The organism is Haliscomenobacter sp. (assembly GCF_040403615.1).
GTDB lineage: Bacteria > Bacteroidota > Bacteroidia > Chitinophagales > Saprospiraceae > Haliscomenobacter.
This window is the reverse complement of the sequence record NZ_JBBAKG010000025.1, coordinates 60178-76539: the sequence shown is the minus strand read 5'-3', so window position 1 is coordinate 76539 and position 16362 is coordinate 60178. Positions and strand designations below refer to the sequence as shown.

Annotated in this window: 13 protein-coding genes and 1 riboswitch; of the genes, 6 read left to right on the top strand and 7 right to left on the bottom strand. The window is 45.5% G+C overall.

The genetic code is table 11. The annotated features are described in order from the left end of the window. Positions 1 to 251 precede the first annotated feature (251 nt). Positions 252 to 2669, bottom strand: a complete 2418-nt coding sequence (locus ABW391_RS10340; protein ID WP_353481782.1) for a TonB-dependent receptor — start codon at positions 2667 to 2669, stop codon at positions 252 to 254. A gap of 152 nt (positions 2670 to 2821) precedes the next feature. Next, positions 2822 to 2915: riboswitch (TPP riboswitch) on the bottom strand. Positions 2916 to 2996: 81 nt separating this feature from the next. Next, on the bottom strand, positions 2997 to 3521 hold the full coding sequence (locus tag ABW391_RS10335; protein WP_353481781.1) for an AAA family ATPase: 525 nt from the start codon (positions 3519 to 3521) through the stop codon (positions 2997 to 2999). Positions 3522 to 3643: 122 nt separating this feature from the next. Here ABW391_RS10335 and ABW391_RS10330 point away from each other — a divergent pair, with 122 nt between their 5' ends. From ABW391_RS10330 to ABW391_RS10305, 6 genes are all read left to right on the top strand, one after another. Next, entirely contained in the window at positions 3644 to 4246 is a 603-nt protein-coding gene (locus tag ABW391_RS10330) for a hypothetical protein (protein ID WP_353481780.1), read from the top strand. Between the two features lie 65 nt (positions 4247 to 4311). Continuing rightward, positions 4312 to 5208 carry a GTPase Era gene (gene era, locus ABW391_RS10325; RefSeq protein WP_353481779.1) on the top strand — a complete coding sequence of 299 codons (897 nt, stop codon included), beginning with the start codon at positions 4312 to 4314 and terminating at the stop codon, positions 5206 to 5208. Between the two features lie 119 nt (positions 5209 to 5327). Beyond that, complete coding sequence (locus tag ABW391_RS10320) at positions 5328 to 5738, top strand: DM13 domain-containing protein (protein ID WP_353481778.1); 411 nt, start codon at positions 5328 to 5330, stop codon at positions 5736 to 5738. 10 nt (positions 5739 to 5748) lie between these two features. Beyond that, positions 5749 to 6171 (top strand): XisI protein, encoded by a 423-nt coding sequence (locus ABW391_RS10315; RefSeq protein WP_353481777.1) that lies wholly within the window; start codon positions 5749 to 5751, stop codon positions 6169 to 6171. A 58-nt stretch (positions 6172 to 6229) separates the two neighbouring features. Beyond that, on the top strand, positions 6230 to 6646 hold the full coding sequence (locus ABW391_RS10310) for a hypothetical protein (protein WP_353481776.1): 417 nt from the start codon (positions 6230 to 6232) through the stop codon (positions 6644 to 6646). A gap of 308 nt (positions 6647 to 6954) precedes the next feature. Beyond that, a complete protein-coding gene (locus ABW391_RS10305; RefSeq protein ID WP_353481775.1) occupies positions 6955 to 7968 on the top strand; it encodes a PDDEXK nuclease domain-containing protein in 1014 nt (337 codons plus the stop codon). Between the two features lie 143 nt (positions 7969 to 8111). On the opposite strand, the gene ABW391_RS10300 is transcribed toward ABW391_RS10305, so the two are convergent. From ABW391_RS10300 to ABW391_RS10280, 5 genes are all read right to left on the bottom strand, one after another. After that, the gene (locus ABW391_RS10300; RefSeq protein ID WP_353481774.1) at positions 8112 to 10775 is read right to left on the bottom strand and encodes a glycoside hydrolase family 3 C-terminal domain-containing protein; all 2664 of its coding nucleotides are present in this window, start codon (positions 10773 to 10775) and stop codon (positions 8112 to 8114) included. A gap of 108 nt (positions 10776 to 10883) precedes the next feature. Then, a complete protein-coding gene (locus tag ABW391_RS10295) occupies positions 10884 to 13031 on the bottom strand; it encodes a c-type cytochrome domain-containing protein (protein ID WP_353481773.1) in 2148 nt (715 codons plus the stop codon). Between the two features lie 54 nt (positions 13032 to 13085). Continuing rightward, positions 13086 to 13871, bottom strand: a complete 786-nt coding sequence (locus ABW391_RS10290) for an FN3 associated domain-containing protein (RefSeq protein ID WP_353481772.1) — start codon at positions 13869 to 13871, stop codon at positions 13086 to 13088. A 5-nt stretch (positions 13872 to 13876) separates the two neighbouring features. Next, complete coding sequence (locus ABW391_RS10285; RefSeq protein ID WP_353481771.1) at positions 13877 to 14905, bottom strand: 6-bladed beta-propeller; 1029 nt, start codon at positions 14903 to 14905, stop codon at positions 13877 to 13879. 12 nt (positions 14906 to 14917) lie between these two features. Beyond that, positions 14918 to 16360, bottom strand: coding sequence for a DUF1501 domain-containing protein (locus ABW391_RS10280; protein WP_353481770.1), 1443 nt, complete (start codon positions 16358 to 16360; stop codon positions 14918 to 14920). Positions 16361 to 16362: the final 2 nt, after the last annotated feature.

Genomic DNA, 16362 nt, shown 5'->3' with positions numbered 1-16362 from the left:
GTCGTCGCGGTTATTAAAAACGATTGGGCGCAGCCCAATCCAAAATGGTTTAAAACTAGAACCAATCGACCCTGCCTGGAAGGGGAGACCAGCTTTTGTTAGGTCTATATTCTACTTTTGAGCAAAAAGTAAGGTTTTTACTTACCGAAAATTTGCTCCCCTTCCAGGGGTTTGGGGGTTGGTGAATTGCGTAAAACGTTAACAATCAACAAAAAAATAATCGTCATTCAAAATTGTATCCTAATCGTATCCTAAAACCTCACCTTCACTCCCAACAACAAATTCCTTCCCGCCATCGGATACAAGCCCTGATCCACTGCCCCTTGGCCGCCGTACAAATACCTATACGACCAAGCATTCGAGGAGTATAGCGTGTTGAACAGGTTGTTCACCCACAAGCTGAATTCGAACTGCTTTAATACCTGCCCATTGCGTTGGTACACGATGCGTAGGTCACTGAAGGTATACGCCTTGAGTACATTCGTTTTGTCCCCCGAGTTGTCGATGTATTGCTGGCCCACGTAGCGGTTGAGCAGGGCGATGCTCAGGTGTTGTTTTTCAGCCCAGGAGCCCTCATTGAAAGGCGAGTAGGCCAGTTCTGCGCCCGCAATCACGGCAGGGGAGAGCGCCAAATCGCTCTGCTTGCGCACAAATTCCTTTTGCCCCAGCCAATTGAAATCCGCGTCGTAATCGTCCAGGTATTCCGTGAAGGTCACAATTTTATTGCGGCTGAAGGCGGCGTTGCCCTGGATGCGCAAGGCTTTGTTCAGTTGGTATCCGCCATTGATTTCCAGTCCAAAGCGGTAGCTCTGTGGGATGTTGATTTTGATGGGCGCCCCTACGTCGTTGATTTGCCCGGTGATGGCCAGTTGATCGCGGTAGTACATGTGAAAGAAGGCCAGCTCCAGTGCGCCTTTTTTGCCCGTGTATTTGTAGCCCAATTCAGTGTCGTACAAGCGTTCTGGTCGGGGTGCACTCGATAAGGAACTCAGGTAATCGTCCCGATTGGGCTCGCGATTGGCCACCGCAAAGGAGCCATACCAGGTGCTACGGCTATTGGGTAAGTAGCTCAAACCAAATTTGGGATTAAAAAAGCCCAGTTGATCCTCCAGACTGATGTCCCGTTTTTGGCGATCATTGCCCTCCAATGTATAGTGGATCGAACGTGCTTGCAGGTCGGCATAGGCATACAAGCTGCGGGCCAACTGGTAATTGAGTTTGGCATATACGTTGAAGTCCTTTTTCAAAGAAGTGCTTTGGTAGTACTTGTCCCCTGGTACATAGTCTCCGGAATATTGCAACCAGGGCAGTTTGCCGTAGTGGCGGCCATCGTAAACGTTGTAGCCGCCGCCGAGGCTGAAATCAACCTTGCCTTTGTTGTAGTTCAGCGCATATACCCCGCCGTAAAAGTCATTGTCGAGCCAGAGCTGCCGCACCAAATCGGTGGTTTCTATCGAGTCATTGGGGGCTTGAAGGTTGTAATCGGAGAAGGATTCACCAGCCTTGTACTGCTCATAAAAACCCAGGCCACGCGTGTAATGCAGGGCCAAATTCAGGTTCCAGGCCGGAGCAATGGCCCGGTTGAAAATGAGTTGGTAATGGGTTTGGCGGTAGTTGTCCACCTCGTTGTTGTAAGGCTCACCGGGTTTTTCGGTCCCTGCCGAGTTGTAGGTGCGGGTAGCCGGATCATTGATCAGGTTGGCGGGTACGCCATTCCAGGCCTGGTAGGTGATTTCGTGGCCCGAAAATACGTTCAGGCGCAACAACTGTTTTTTGCCCGTCCAGGCCGCTGAAAGGTAGTAGGAATTCAAATCAGAACTGGCGCGATCGATGTAACCGTCCGAAGTAATTTTGGACAGGCGCCCGTCTACACTGAAGCCGCTCTTGAGTTGGCCGGTTCCAAACTGTACATTGCTGCGCAGGGTGTTGAACGACCCCACGGTACCATTGATTTCGGCATAAGGATCTTGGCGTACTTTGGCGGTATTCAGGTTGATAGTCGCCCCAAAAGCGGCTGCGCCATTGGTAGAAGTACCCACGCCCCGCTGAATTTGTACATCGTTGGTGGAACTCGAAAAATCGGGCATGTTGACCCAAAATACCCCTTGCGATTCGGAATCATTGAGCGGAATGCCATTGATGGTCACGTTGATCCGCGTTGCATCAGTGCCTCGGATGCGGATGCCGGTGTAGCCAATGCCCGCTCCAGCATCGGAAGTCACCACCGCCGAGGGTGTCCATTGCAGGATGAAAGGCACGTCCTGGCCCTGGTTGTTTTTGTTGATTTGTTCGGCGTTCAGGTTGGCGTAAGTCATGGGTGTTTTGCGGTCAGAGCGGGTGCTTTTGACCACGAGAGCGTCCATGTTGTAGGTTTTCTCGCTCAGTACAAAAGCAAGTTCGTGGGTACTCTCCAACTTCACCGTCTCCACCAAATCCTGGTATCCTACGTAACTGATCACCACCTGAAAGGTGCCAGTGCGCAGATTGGGCAAACTGAATCCACCAAACCGATCGCTGGTAGTACCGCGTTTGAGTCCTTCCAGCCAAACATTGGCACCTTCAACCGCTTGCCCTTGGGCATCAGTGATTTTTCCACGTAGGCTCACCTGTGCCCATGCGTTGCAGCTCCATCCCAGGAGCATTGCCAACAAAATAAATCTGATTTTCATGCATGAAAAATTAGCCCTTGATCGCAGCAGCATGTCTTTCATGGCTTTTTGATCAAGAGAATGAACCCAAGACAATTGTCGTGGGAAATCACCGTCAAGGGGTTTGACAGTGTAATACCTTCGTGCACCTGGGGCTTGCGGTTAAGCAAGTTTGTCGAAGGTGCTCATTTTCCTCACCAGAATTACCTGGCCAGGTTCAATGGGTATGATCTCAGCCCGTACGGTAGGGCACCCCAAATGAGAGTAACGGCAACCCTCGCGGTTGCCTTGTGTATTTAGGCAACCGCAAGGGTTGCCGCAACTGGTCGCAAAGCTAAAACTTTCCTTTTAACCTGCAAATCCTAAAAACTGATCTATATTAGAAACCGCCAAAGCCATCCGTTGTTCAAAAGAAAGGCCACCAATTTCCACATAAGGAGCATGCATGTCTTCCAACGCATTGACATACCGTTGAAACAGCTGATCCCGGTCATGCGGATTTTCCCGTAGGGGATCGGGTTCCCAGGGCAAATCCGGTTTGCAGAGCAAAAACAGGTCGTAAGGATGCAGGTGCAATTGCCGCTCGATCCAGGGGTGACATTCCTGAAACCGCACCTCTGACCATATTTTGACCACCAGCAAATCTGTATCACAAATCAGCAGGCGTTTGGCATCGCGGGCATACACCAGTTCCCAGCTGGACTGGCCTTTGGCAATCTCGAGCAAATCTGCCTCCTGGTATGCTGCACCGTGATTTTCGAGGTACAACCTGGAAAACTCCGGTACATATGCCGTTTGGTAGTGTGCTGCCAGGGCAATTGCCAGGGTCGTTTTGCCCGAAGATTCCGGCCCGGTGATGGCTATTTTAAACATTGAGCTATTTTTGTAAAATAATCCCCGCAACATTAGCGATTTTCGTAGAAGCTAGGTTGTTTTTTTTCAACCCTTTTCCCGCTTTTCCTGTTTTAAGATATTTATTATAAATTTTTGATACTGTGCAAGATCTTGAACCTTACTACCGCTGGCGAGATGATTACCTGGCTGCTGAAGACATCAACTCCCCATTTTATGGACGGGAGTACAGTGAATTTTACTACACCAATAAGATTTACAACTTCTTTATCCACCCGCAGTGGGATTTTTTTGGTTCGCATACTTTGTACCTCAAAGTCTTGTTTGCCGATTACGAAGAGGGCTACGCCATCATTGAGATGATCGGCGAATGGAACGATTGCCTGTACGATGACAGCATTTTTCTCAAGCGGGATTTGGTGGATTTTATGATCGAAAAAGGCATTTACCGCTACATTTTCATTTGTGAAAACGTGCTGAATTTCCACAGCGGTGACAACGATTACTACGAAGAATGGTACGAAGACATCAAGGACGAAGACGGCTGGATCGTTATGATCAACACCCTTCAGCACGTGCACGAAGAAATGAAAGACAACAAACTGCAATATTACCTTAACTTTGGGCCAGAATTCAACAACATCAACTGGCGGCCTTTCAAGCCTGCGGACATTTACCAGATTCTGGACAAAATGGTCAACGGCAAACTCAAGCAGCTGCCTCAGGGATGGGATCTTTTAGAATAGTTACGTTTACTAAACTTTAAAAGTTTAGTAAACGTAAACCCATTATTCGCATTAGAAGTAAGAGTATGCACCGGTCTGGTTTTATCAATATCATTGGCCACCCCAACGTGGGAAAATCCACGTTGATGAATGCCCTAGTGGGGGAGCGGATGTCGATCATCACGAACAAGCCGCAAACTACGCGCCACCGCATCATCGGCATCTTGAGTGGCGAAGATTTTCAGATGGTGTTGTCCGACACCCCAGGAATTGTAGAAAAGCCGGCCTACAAGATGCACAATGCCATGAACTCCTTCGTGCAATCCACTTTTGAGGATGCCGACCTCATGGTATTGGTCACCGATGTGCTGGAATCTTACCAACCCGAAGACAACCTCCTGGTACAACTGCGCAAACAGATCAGCATTCCGATGTTTGTGGTGTTGAACAAAATCGATCTGGTGGATGAGGCCAAGCTGGAAGAATTGAAAACGTTTTGGATCGAGCAATTGCCACAAGCTACCTTGATTCTGATCTCTGCCTTGAAAAAAACCAATACCGACTTATTGCTGAGTACCCTGAAGGAAAATTTGCCCGAAGGGCCTGAATATTACCCCAAAGATCAACTCACCGACCGGCCAGAGCGTTTTTTTGTGAGCGAAATCATCCGCGAAAAAATCATGCTGCTCTACCACCAGGAAATTCCCTACGCCACCCAGGTCATCGTGGAGGATTTCAAGGAAGACAAGACCGTGGGTGGGAAACCTATTGCCCGCATTTCGGCTACGATCTTCGTAGAACGCGATACCCAAAAATCCATTTTGATTGGTAAAAGTGGGGTGTCCATCAAAAAACTGGGCATGGATGCCCGCCTGGACATGGAAGTTTTTTTGGAGAAAAAAGTCTTTTTGGAGCTTTTTGTCAAAGTAAAAGACAACTGGCGCAACGATGATTATCTGCTGAAGCAGTTTGGTTACAAGTAAAGACTTTTGGAAATCAAGTAAAACTGTTCCGGTCGCGACAAGTCAACGAGAAACAAAGGGAGCAAGAATGTCGTTAAAATGGGGACAATCATTCTATTCCAGACATAAAATACCGTACCATGTACAAGTCATTTCTTATTCTAGCCCTAAGCCTCATCGCTTTGGCTTGTTCCAAACCCAACGTTGCTGATGATGCCATAATTCCAGTCGATACGGATCAGGTACTTGCCACGGGTTCTTTCATAAATTCTAGCCTGCATAGCGCTTCGGGCACCGCAAAATTGATCAAAGACAAGGATGGGAAGCGGTTCCTGTTGTTGGAAAATTTTAAAACGGATAATGGGCCTGACCTGCGGATTTACCTCTCTACTTCGCTCAAAGCCGATAATTTCACCGAAATTTCAAGCAAACTGACTTTAGGCAATGTACGGATTGCAGTTCCAGATAATGTGGATGTTAAATCTCAAAAGTTTGTTTTGATCTGGTGCAAAGCGTTCTCGGTGCTGTTTGGATCGGCGGAGTTGAAGTGAGCGGTTGGCTATGAGCTGTGAGCTTTCAGCAGTCAGCGGTGAGCAATTAGATATGTTCATGGGGCTGATGGCTCACTGCCAAAACCATTGTACAATGGATAAAGTAAAGCATTATCAGGATTTGTTGGTGGCTTATTTGCAAGAATATGCATCAACACCTTATGCCAATGCTCCTGGATTGGAAAAAATGCTCATTACAGATCGTGAACACAACCACTTCCAGTTGGTCAGCACAGGATGGCATAAAGGAGCTTTCTCTTTTGATGTAATGATGCACTTTGATATTCGAAATGAAAAAATATGGGTCATTCAAAATTGGACCGAAGCGGAAGTTGCTGAAGAATTAGTAAAGTTGGGTGTTCCTGCTGAAGATATTGTTTTGGGTTTTGTACCTGAAGAGGGAAGGGTGTATTCGGGATTTGGGGTTGGTTGAGATGATTTAACTTAACATTTTGAATTCAATCAAAAAAATAATTTGGCAGACGAAAATTATGACAAGAAAAGATGGAATAACTGTTTTGACAATCGGACTTCTTTGTCTAATAGGATATGCTGGATTTTGGGTGAAATATTACTTTTCCATGCAAGAAGCCGGTAAAGAGGTACTAGAAAATGCGTGCAGAGAAAACATAGAACAAGAATTTTCGGGACGAATTACTTACATCAGTACATTTGATTACGACAATTTTATGCATGGACGTTTTTTTACTCTTCACATAAGACTTAATGACAGCACTAAAGAATATGTAGACTATCATTACAATTTAAAACCAAACAAAGAAATTCTCGACTTTGCAAAAGTTGGACAAACGGCAGTTAAAATTAAAGGAGAAGACATTTATCAACTCATTGACTCCACAGGTGAACAAAGAACTTTTAAAATAGCTAAATGTGCAAAAATTAAATAGAAAGCGAGCAATACCACGGGTTTTACGTCAGGCGGGATGACGTGCAAACTTGGAGCTTTGTACTTCTATTTAAGTTCAGTGCTTATTGATAGTTTTGTACTCCGAAACCCGCCTGAACGCAAAGCCCTGACCGTTAGCAGAAATTTCACCCATAAACCTCATAATAGACAGAATTTGGACAACAGACAGGAAGCCCCCAAAAAAAACATTCAAAAAGCGCATTAAAAAACTTTTTTGTTTTTGTTTTGTATTTTTTAATATTTTGTTTGCGAAAACACACCTCTTTACTCAGTCGAATTTGATAGACCATGCTGATAAACCCTTCCATTATAGCAGATATTCAGGCGATAATCGCGAATGCGCAGCAAAAGGCAGCTCGGGCGATAGACTCCGAGCGGGTGCTCATGTACTGGCAAATTGGCAAGGTCATCTTTGAAGAGGAGCAGCAAGGCAAAGACCGCGCCGATTATGGTACTTACCTGATAAAATCTATCTCCACAACGTTTCAGCCGCAAATGGGGAGCGGCTTTTCGGTAAGGCAGTTGGAAATGAATCGACAGTTTTACCGAATGTTTCCAAATACGAACGCACTGCGTTCGCAATTCAATTGGACGCATTATAAGTTGCTCATTCGCATTGACAAAGAAGAAAAACGAGCCTTTTATATAGCCGAAGCCGAGAAAAACAACTGGACGGCAAGACAGTTAGAACGCCAAATCAATAGTTTGTTGTTTGAGCGTTTGCTGATGAGCAACGATGTGCAATCGGTGTTGGCAGTGGCGAGAGCCGAAAAACTACCCCAAGAACCTAAGGAAATCATCAAAGACCCAATGGTATTAGAGTTTTTGGGCTTAAAACGTGAGGCAAGTTATTACGAAAAGGATTTGGAAACGGCGATCATTACCCATTTGCAAGACTTTATTTTAGAGTTGGGCAATGGTTTTACATTTGTCGCCAGACAAAAAAGAATCCACATAGAAGGGGATGACTTTTTTATAGACCTCGTTTTTTACAACCGCTTGTTGCAGTGTTTCGTGTTGATCGAAATAAAAACGGGAAAACTCACACACCAAGATTTAGGGCAATTGCAGATGTATGTCAATTATTACGATAGGTTTGAAAAACAGGATTTTGAGAACCCTTGCATCGGTATCTTGCTTTGCACCGATAAAAACGATGCTGTTGTGAAAATCTCACTCCCTCAAAACAACAATTCAATAATCGCCAGCAAGTATCACCTGTACCTACCCTCCGAGCAACAGCTGATAGATGAGGTGAAAAAAGAGATTCAGAAATTAGACGACGCGCAAGGTTTGATGTAGGCTATTCACATGGTTACCCTAATTCACAAACACCTCATCCTCAAAAAACCAGCCTTTATCACCTTTTCCCGGATGCCAGCTTGGTAGTGGGGCAAACACATGTACTGACGGATTATAACAGGCAGTGACCTTGCAGAAAACGATTATTCAGTGACAGTCAACACTGTCGTTAATTCAATTGCTCTTGAAGAACTTCCCACCATTATAGAAAAGTTTCCCGGTTCGATCACAGGTTGAAGATTTTTATCAAGCATCTCAAGCATATTGGGAGTAATCATAAACCGCACGATCGTTTTCTCTCCAGGCTTAAGGTGAACACGCTGAAAACCTTTCAGTTCCAACACGGGCCGGGCAACTGTGGCGAGATCGTCTTTTATATAAAGCTGCACCACTTCGTCCGAGGCATACTTGCCCGTATTCTGCAACTCAAAGTAGACTTGTGCTTGTTCTGTTTTTTTGATTGCCGATTTTGAGACCTGCATATTGCTGTAAGCAAACGTGGTATAGGTAAGTCCGTAACCAAATGGGAAGAGCGGTAGGCCGCTAAGGTTATGGTAATCGTCACCGCGACCAGTCGGTTTGTGATTATAAACCAGGGGTAGCTGGGCTTCGTGCAACGGAAAAGTAATGGGCAATCGACCAGCGGGACTTGCATCGCCAAATAATACATCTGCCAACGCATGGCCACCTTCCTCGCCTGGATACCAAATATCGATTACGGCATTGACCTTGTTCAACCAATTGTGCATAGTAATCGCACTTCCACCCACCAGAATCACCACTACTGGTTTACCTATGGCCGATACGCGATTGATTAACTCTTCTTGATGACCAGGCAATGAAAGAAACGCACGGTCTTGAAACTCGCCTTCGTGAATTCCGGCTACGATTATCGCCACTTCAGACTGTTTGGCCACTTCTACTGCTTCCTCAATTTGCTTCTCCCACACTTTCGTGACACCAAGGTCCCAAATCAATCGAATGTGCGCGTTGCCTGTGGTTTCTTTAAACTCAATTCGTATGGGATACGATTTGTTTTTCTCAGCATTAAAATCGACCAACTCAGTGGTATAGGTCTTTTTTTCCCAACGATCAATAAGCAGTTGATTATTAACGTAGAGGCGGAAGCCATCATTTCCATCCAACCCGATTCTTAGCACTTCGGTTTTCGGAGAAGTAATGAATCCCTCCCAACGGGCAGAATAAAAACTATTGCCTAGTTGTTCATCAGGGCCAAAGAGTGTCCAATGAAAATTGACTTGCTCGTCTTGCCTTGTGAGCAACGGTTTTCCGCTGAGATCAATATTTTTAAAGTAAAGAGCACTTAGGCCTTTCTTGCCAGTCACTGATTTCAAATTGTCCGCAGGAACAACTACCCACTCTTTATTGTTGCGGTCGGCACCTATTGCATAGTTCACTTTAATGCCAGTGCGCTTTTGCAAGCCTTGCAAAACAGTGACTACTCCGTTACCGGGACCGCTATAGCCACCTAGTCTTCCTTCGGTAGCATCAGAACCGATGACTGCAACTGACTTTATTTGTTTCGATAAAGGCAGGGTCTGATTCTTGTTTTTTAACAATACCATCGATTTAATTGCTGCTTCCCGTGCAAGTTTCTTTTGATCTACGTTTGAAATCTTTTTCAACTGTTCAACTGACATGTAGGGATTTTCGAAGAGGCCCAACTCAAACTTAGCTTTCAACACTCTAGCTACTGCTCCGTCTAACTTCTTATCATCTACACGACCATCTATGAATGCAGGTAGAAATAATTTATAGTGATCGTACGCAGTTTGAAAAATAACATCTAATCCTCCATTTACCGTTTGTGCACCTGATGTGGCATAATCGGGAGATGTGTTATGCAGCACAAGTGAACCACCAACAGCACCCGCATCGGAAATAACAAAACCTCCAAACTTCCAGTCACGTTTTAGTTTTTGATTGAGTAACCAGTCGTTTGCTGAACTTGGAGTTCCATCGAGCGAGTTATAACTCGTCATTACCGAGCGCGCACCGCCTCGACTAAATACTGCTTTGAAAGGTGGGAAAATTATTTCTTGTAGGTAGCGCTCATTCATATGAATCGGATAACTATCTCGGCCACCATCGCCTACGTTAGCAATAAAGTGTTTGGGTGTTGTGATGATCTGCATCTTTTCAAAAGATTTCACAAACGCTACACCCATCTCGGAAGAGAGAAAAGGGTCTTCTCCATACGTTTCTTCTACTCGTCCCCAGCGCACATCGGTAGCGATATTGATAACAGGCGAAAGAATCTGCCGGATGCCGCGCGCTTTGCATTCGGTAGCAATGGCCGTTGCCACTCGATTCATTAACAGTGTATCAAACGAAGCAGCTAATCCGATAGCTTGCGGAAAGGTAGTGGCACCTTCACGCACGAGGCCATGCAGTGCTTCATCAAACGCAATGATAGGAATGCCGAGCCTTGTTTCTTCTACAAAATATTTCTGAATGGCATTGAGCTTCTTTAAGATCGCTTCACCATTTTCGGTGGCGTTGTAGGTAATCATTTGCTCGGCCGTGTTGCCGCCTTGCGAAGCTGCACTGAGTTGAAAACCGAAGATTCCGTTTTTGTAGGCGAGCTTATCTTGCGGTGTGGTCAACACATCCGTATTAGAAGGAATCATGAATAATTGCCAGAATTTTTCTTCTACCGTCATGCGGCTTAGCAGATCATTCACGCGTTGTTCAATAGGCAATGCAGGATTCTTATAAGGCATCTTTTGCGTTTGCGCAAATGTGCTGGTAGAAAGTAGTAAAAAGATAGCGATGCGAAAGCTCATTTTTTTGAGTTTAAAATCCCATTGAATTAAATAACCTCTTGTGGCCACGCGGGGTATAGCAAGACAAGAAGTGGCCATGCAAAAATTATTCTCTTCATTTTTTTGTCTTCAATTCACAAACACCTCATCCACAAAAAACCAGCCTTTATCGCCTTTCCCCGGATGCCAGTTTGGTAATTTTTGTATCGATTTTCCGACCAATTTCAAGACGCGTACTTGTTTTGGGTTAAAACTACATTCAAAACCGTGTAAACTCATTGGTGTGATTTTATCCGGTTGTTGAGGATTAATCGTTTTTAACAAAACCAAATCCGAGGCGCTGTTGCCACCCCACACTTGTACTTCCTTCGGGGGCATGATGTAACTGCCAATATCGATCAGGGCGCTGAAAGTGACTTTTGAAACACGAATAGGCTGGTTAAAATAAGCATAACCTTCAAAAAAGCTCTCTTTAAAGCCCAGCCATTTGCCACTTTTAAAGTTTTTATCGCCCAATTTTCCATCAAACAGCATCTTGCCTTTCCCCGAATATTGCGGATGTGGCTGCTGTACCAAACGTATGGAATCTGCCATAAAACCTGCCCTATAAAATTGTTGGGTTAGCGTATCGCTGCTAATCCAACCGTCAAGATAGACTTTGGCGTTCAGAACGGCGGTTTTATTGATCAGAATGCCCTCCTCGGTGTACACGGGCGAGGTCAGGCTATCGGGCACCGTGCCATCCAAGGTGTAGCGAATGACCGCTCCATTTACGTAGTGGTTCAGTTTGATTCTGGTGTCTTCCCGAAAAACCTGAATGTCGTCATTGACCAATATCGGCATGCTCAATTGGGCAATGATGGTATCCCCGTCAAAACCCGTTTCGATGGTCGTTTTAGACAATGCTGATTTTAAAGCAATTATATCTTTTTTAGCAACGCTGGTATTCCACAAGTTTAGGGCTTTTAGTGCGGGCAAGTCTTTTAACGCCGCTAAGTCTGCATTTTTGAGCTTGGTACCAGAGAGCGATAAGGTGTGCAGATATTTAAGGTTTTTAAGCTCGTTTAATGTTGTACCCGTAATTTGGGTAAAAGACAAATTGAGTTTTCTCAGGTTTTCGAAACCGGCAATCGTTTTTAAATCTTCGTCCTTTACAGGCATTTTATTCAGATTCAACTGCACAATCTGCTTTTTTATGGCTTGCAAGGCTTTCAATTGCGTGTTGTCAAACTGCGATGCACCGAAAAAATCAACGCTTAATGCGGGTGAACCCAAAGCCAAAGGCGCGATAACCCGATAATTGGTATTCAATTTTTTAATCGTCCCTTCATTCGCCGCTTCAAAGGTAAAGGTTTCTACATCGCTTGTTTTGAGCAGGGATGCAGCCAATATTTTCAACGGATCGATATCGGCCAATTCGATTACTTTTTTCTTAAAATCGGCTCCACTTTTTATCCAATAGTGTAAAATATCTATTTCATCACTGGTCAATTGGGATTTTCCTGCGGGTGGCATATGTTCTTTAGCGTCCATCGGCAAATGAATGCGCTGTACGAGCAAACCCAAATCGGCGGTATCTACGTTCCATAATTTGCCGTGTTTGCCACCTTTCAGAAGCTGCTCCGGAGTTTCCATGAGCAATTCGCCCTTTGATTTTTGGCTATTGTGACAGTTTATACATTTTTTTTCTAAAATTGGTTTTACCAAATCCGTAAACACCACTGCATCTTCCAACGACACTTTTACCTCCTCGTTTTTGGATTGTAGCGGGGCGGTTAAAAAGTCTTCGCCATGCGTAATGTTCGCGCCCTGATGCCCCGCCATGATAATGGCCACAAGGCTCGCTCCACTCGCCAAACGCGAGAGCAATGCAGACGCTCGAATGGTATTTTTAAACGTAAACCAGCCAAATGCGGCCAAGGAAACGACTACGCCCGTCCATTTGTGCCACGCAATCGCTTCGACGTTGTAGCCCTCTTCCTGCGATAAAAAAAAGCCCATCAAGGCTGACAAAGCCGCCGTAAATGCAGCAGATAGTAGTAAATAATCGCCGATTTCGGTTTTTCCCGATTCCTCCTTTGTGGTTGTTTTTTTATGTAAAAACAATTCCCAAACCGCGGCAATCACCAATAAAACAATAGGAAAATGCAGCAATAAAGGGTGCATCCGCCCCACAACCTGCAACCAAGATGGTATAACCAACGACTCGCTAAATAGTACGAGAAAGGCCAGTAGGCAATTGATACCCAAGGTTATATTGTAAACTATGTTTTTCATGCGATTCAAAATTAGCCAGGCTTTCTGAGAGACTTGGAAAGTCTACACGGTGTGTTAATACGCTTTTACCTCATCTATAAAAATCCAACTCTTGTTTCCCTTTCCGGCGTGCCAATCGGGAATTTGTTTGACCAGATACAGTTGAATCTTGAGTTTATCTGTTCTGATGCCGTTTTTCAGTGCAGATACGACGGCCACACAAGCAGATCCGTTGATGTTGTTGTCCTGTTTAAATGCTTTGTTGTCAACGAGTTGAAATGCATTGTTTTTAAAAGCATACACTTCTATTTTTTCGGGTAAAAAAATCCAGGAGCCATAGTCGCGTAAAAGATTCACCAACACGTTTTTGACCTTTTCTTTTTTGGGTAAATGCATCACAATTTCGACGGTATCCGCCTGAAAACCCAACCAGGTATTGCTCGATATATTGGTTGTTCCGCCTTTATTGTCGATCAGAGTCATTGCGCCCGAACCTTTGTATTTTTGATTTGGCGGGGTGTTTTCAACCGATTTTATCGGCAAACCATCTTTGATGAAAGTTGCTTCCACCACATCGGAGGGCTGATAAATTTTACTAAATACCCGCGCTTTGACAGTTGTGAACCCCTTGGTAATCCGAACGGGCTGCGTATACAGCGGCGCATTTTCGGTGGGTTCTTGCCCATCTAAAGTATAGCGTATTTGGGTATTCGCTTCCGCAAAAGCCATTTCAACGGCCACCTCATTGGTAAAAAATACGGATGGGTATTTCAGCAAAGGCCGAGCCAGTTGGAAGTTGTCCTGAGCGTTGGTAGAAACGGTGCAGAGGAGTAACAGCGTTGGTAAAATCAAATTTTTCATGCAAATCAAATAACGGGTTCTAACTTGATTGGATACGTTTTTCCTGAATTCCATTGCGCCACATACATACATTCCTCGTCGTCAATCAACACATCGTGCGGGTATTGAAATGCCTTGATGGTTTGGTACATTTCCTCGATCTGATTGCCCTGATATTGCGGCATGCTTCCGGCTAAGTTGGACACAACTTTGTTGTTTTTATCCAAAATGGTCACAAAACCCGATTGCGCGCCGGTACTGTTATTCGATTGTAAAACAGCCGCGTATAAGTACTCGCCTTTGATAACCGGACGGCAGACCCAGGCTCCTTTTAAATCTATCGTTTCCAAGTATTTCCCGGCCAAATCATAACGTTTGAAGGCATTTTGAAGGCGCGAAGTGACCACTAAACAAGGATTTACCTTGTCGCGAAGATCTACACAAATGCCATGCGCATTGCTCAAATGCGCTGGCGTATCGCCCTTGCCGCCAAAATGACGGATGTATTCGCCCTTGTAGTTGTACTGGATGACGTAGTCTTTGCCGTAACCGTCTGCCACGTAAATGTCGCCATTGGGTGCAATGGCGGTTTCCGTTGGGACGTATTCTTCGGCTTTTGCATAAACGCCGCTCTCTTTTGGATAATCCAAAGTCATCAGAACCCGCCCGTCAATGGTCGTTTTGATGACCTGATGCCGGTTGTTGTCGCAGATGAAGAGCATATCCTCTCCATTTTCATGGAACAATGTAAATCCATGCGCGCCCGGGTATTCTGTGCCCCAACTGTCCAGTATTTTCCCGTTTTTATCGTAAATCAACACGTTGTTGCGGGTTTCATCGGTCAGCAACAGGATTCGGCCTTTTTTATCCTGTACCATTTCATGGCAATTGTTGACCGGATACCGTGCTGCATCTGCCTGACTCCAGCGGGTATTGATTTTGTAACGCTTGTTGTTGTGCCCCAGAATGACTTCCTGTTTGCCCATATACTGAATAGGCAATGTGGCACCGAGCAACCCAAGTGAGCTTGCTTTTATAAATTCGTTCCTTTTCATACTTCAAATAGGTTATGCCAAAATTCCTTTCACCACCTTACCCGCTACATCCGTCAAGCGATACCGCCGGCCCAAATGTTTGTAAGTCAATTTTTCATGGTCAAGACCCAACAAATGCAGGGCTGTAGCGTGAAAATCATTGACGTGAACTGGATTTTCGGTGATGTTGTAGCCAAATTCGTCCGTTTCGCCGTAAACGCCCGGCTTGACACCGCCGCCAGCCATCCAAATGGAGAAGCAGCGTGGGTGGTGGTCGCGGCCGTACATTTCTTTGGTAAGGGGGCCCTGGCAGAAGTTGGTACGTCCGAATTCGCCACCCCAAATCACGAGCGTTTCATCCAACAAACCACGTTGTTTAAGGTCGGTTATCAAAGCGGCGGAAGCCTGATCGGTGTCCTTGCATTGCCCTCTGATCTCGCCGGGGAGGTTGCCATGACCGTCCCAACCCTGATGGTACAATTGTACGAAGCGAACGCCGTTTTCAGAGAGTTTGCGGGCCAAAAGGCAGTTGGCGGCGTAAGTGCCAGGGATGAGGCAATCGGGGCCATACATTTTAATCACATCCTTTGGTTCGTTGCGCAAGTCGGTGACTTCAGGAACCGCCGATTGCATCCGAAAGGCCATTTCGTATTGCTGGATTTTGGCCTGGATTTCGGGATCGCCAAAGGTGTTATAGCTTTCATTATTGAGGGCGGCCACTTGATCGAGCATTTTGCGGCGGTCTGCTTTATCAATGGCATCCGGATTGTTGAGGTACAACACCGGATTTTCACCGCTGCTGAATTGTACGCCTTGGTGCGTAGCATCCAGGAAGCCGTTGGTCCAAAGTTTGGAATACACGCCTTGGCCGTTGCCTTTGCCCTGCGACAGGAGGACGCAAAAAGCGGGCAAATTTTTGTTTTCACTGCCCAAGCCATAACTCAGCCATGAACCAAAACTGGGGCGATTGCCCACTTGTGCGCCGGTTTGGAAAAAAGTCAAAGCTGGATCGTGGTTGATGGCTTCCGTATGCATGGTTTTTATCACGCAAATGTCATTGACAATCTTCGAGGTGTAAGGCAGCAATTCACTTAGCCAGGTACCGTGCTCGCCATATTGATTGAACTTGAAAACAGACCCTGCTAAGGGATAGCTGGCCTGGCTTGCGGTCATGCCGGTGAGCCGTTGGCCCATGCGAATTGAGGCGGGCAATTCTTGCCCAAACATTTCATTCAATTTGGGTTTGTAATCATATAAATCTAGCTGTGAGGGCGCACCGTTTTGAAACAGGTAAATTACCCGTTTGGCCTTTGGGGCAAAATGCGGCAGACCTGTCATGATGGCTTCTTCATTGCTGCCGAACAGATCGGGCATCAACAAAGAACCGAGTGCGGCGCTGCCAATGCCAATGCCGAGTTTTGAGAGAAATTTGCGACGGTTTGTATTGAGACCGTGCTCTAAGATTTCTTTTTCCATGA

Excerpts from the sequence above, each read along its gene's own strand:
- ABW391_RS10340 (WP_353481782.1), bottom strand. The coding sequence starts at position 2,669 with ATGAAAATCAGATTTATTTTGTTGGCAATGCTCCTGGGATGGAGCTGC.
- ABW391_RS10335 (WP_353481781.1), bottom strand. The coding sequence starts at position 3,521 with ATGTTTAAAATAGCCATCACCGGGCCGGAATCTTCGGGCAAAACGACC.
- era (WP_353481779.1), top strand. The coding sequence starts at position 4,312 with ATGCACCGGTCTGGTTTTATCAATATCATTGGCCACCCCAACGTGGGA.
- ABW391_RS10320 (WP_353481778.1), top strand. The coding sequence starts at position 5,328 with ATGTACAAGTCATTTCTTATTCTAGCCCTAAGCCTCATCGCTTTGGCT.
- ABW391_RS10315 (WP_353481777.1), top strand. The coding sequence starts at position 5,749 with ATGAGCTGTGAGCTTTCAGCAGTCAGCGGTGAGCAATTAGATATGTTC.
- ABW391_RS10310 (WP_353481776.1), top strand. The coding sequence starts at position 6,230 with ATGACAAGAAAAGATGGAATAACTGTTTTGACAATCGGACTTCTTTGT.
- ABW391_RS10305 (WP_353481775.1), top strand. The coding sequence starts at position 6,955 with ATGCTGATAAACCCTTCCATTATAGCAGATATTCAGGCGATAATCGCG.
- ABW391_RS10300 (WP_353481774.1), bottom strand. The coding sequence starts at position 10,775 with ATGAGCTTTCGCATCGCTATCTTTTTACTACTTTCTACCAGCACATTT.
- ABW391_RS10295 (WP_353481773.1), bottom strand. The coding sequence starts at position 13,031 with ATGAAAAACATAGTTTACAATATAACCTTGGGTATCAATTGCCTACTG.
- ABW391_RS10290 (WP_353481772.1), bottom strand. The coding sequence starts at position 13,871 with ATGAAAAATTTGATTTTACCAACGCTGTTACTCCTCTGCACCGTTTCT.
- ABW391_RS10285 (WP_353481771.1), bottom strand. The coding sequence starts at position 14,905 with ATGAAAAGGAACGAATTTATAAAAGCAAGCTCACTTGGGTTGCTCGGT.
- ABW391_RS10280 (WP_353481770.1), bottom strand. The coding sequence starts at position 16,360 with ATGGAAAAAGAAATCTTAGAGCACGGTCTCAATACAAACCGTCGCAAA.